The 1,108-nt window shown below is 62.6% G+C and carries 1 protein-coding gene; it reads right to left on the bottom strand.

Features of this window, described 5'->3' with window-relative positions; genetic code table 11:
* Positions 1 to 1,108 (bottom strand): amino acid adenylation domain-containing protein (locus NKH90_RS34555; protein WP_352823788.1); only part of this gene is annotated, 1,108 nt, incomplete at both ends.

Below are 1,108 nucleotides of genomic sequence, written 5' to 3'. Positions count from 1 at the left end.
GCAGATAACGCGCCAGATCGCCGGTCTTATACAGCCGATCGCCTTCCACAAAGGGACTGGCGATGAACCGCTCCGCCGTCAGATCGGGCCGGTTCAGGTAGCCACGCGCAACCCCCGCCCCGCCAATGTAAAGCTCCCCCACCGCCCCGAACGGCACCGGCGCGCCATGACCGTCCAGAAGATACAACCGCGTGTTCGCAATCGGACGGCCAATATGCGGCACAACGTTGTCACTGAAGAGCCGTCCCGAGGTTGCCACAACGGTGACTTCCGTCGGGCCATAGTTGTTTATCAACTTGAGAGGAGACGGTATCCGGGAAGGAACACGCTGGAGACGATCACCGCCAATAAGCAAATACTCCAATGTGGGATTTATTTGCTTGTCTTCTAACGCGGTTGTAGCCAGCGGCGTGACTAAAAAGGCGGTCTCCAGCGATTGATCACACCACCATTGCAGTAGAAGCAGGGGATCTCCTGCTGCTGCTCTTGGCGAGAGCAGCAATGCGCTACGATTGGATAATGCAGACCACAGCTCCCAAATGCTGGCATCGAATGCCACTCCGGCCGTGAGTGCGCAGCAGGTTTCTCGTTGCCGACAGAACGTTTGCACATGCCATGCTGTAAGATTGACCAGGTTGTGGTGCTCGACCATGACGCCCTTTGGGGTTCCGGTTGAGCCGGAGGTGTAGATCACATAAGCGAGATGGCGTGAGGTCAGGCCAAGGGCGCGCGGCTCGGGATCGCAAGCGGGCAGTTCGGCCCAAGCCGGGGTCGCCGTCTCCAGATCGACCACGCTCACATCGACAAGCGCCTCGGGGCCGAGCGCGGCGCGGCCGGCCGCATCGGCCAGCAGCAGCCGCGGCGCCGCATCCTCGACAACCTGCCGCAGCCGCGCGCAGGGATAGGCCGGGTCCAGCGGCAGATAGGCGCCGCCCGCCTTGAGGATCGCCAAGACACCCACCACCATCGCCGGGCTGCGCTCCAGGCAGATCGCCACCGGCTGGTCCGGCCTCACCCCGAGCGCGATCAGATGATGCGCCAGCCGGTTGGCTCGCGCGTTGAGCTCGCCATAGCTCAGGCGCTCGTCCTCATGGACTACCGCCAAAGC

The sequence above is a fragment of the Mesorhizobium sp. M0898 genome (assembly GCF_040319695.1).
In the GTDB taxonomy this organism is placed as follows: Bacteria; Pseudomonadota; Alphaproteobacteria; order Rhizobiales; family Rhizobiaceae; genus Mesorhizobium.
The sequence above is the reverse complement of the archived record's forward strand: the minus strand, read 5'-3'. Positions and strand labels throughout refer to the sequence as shown.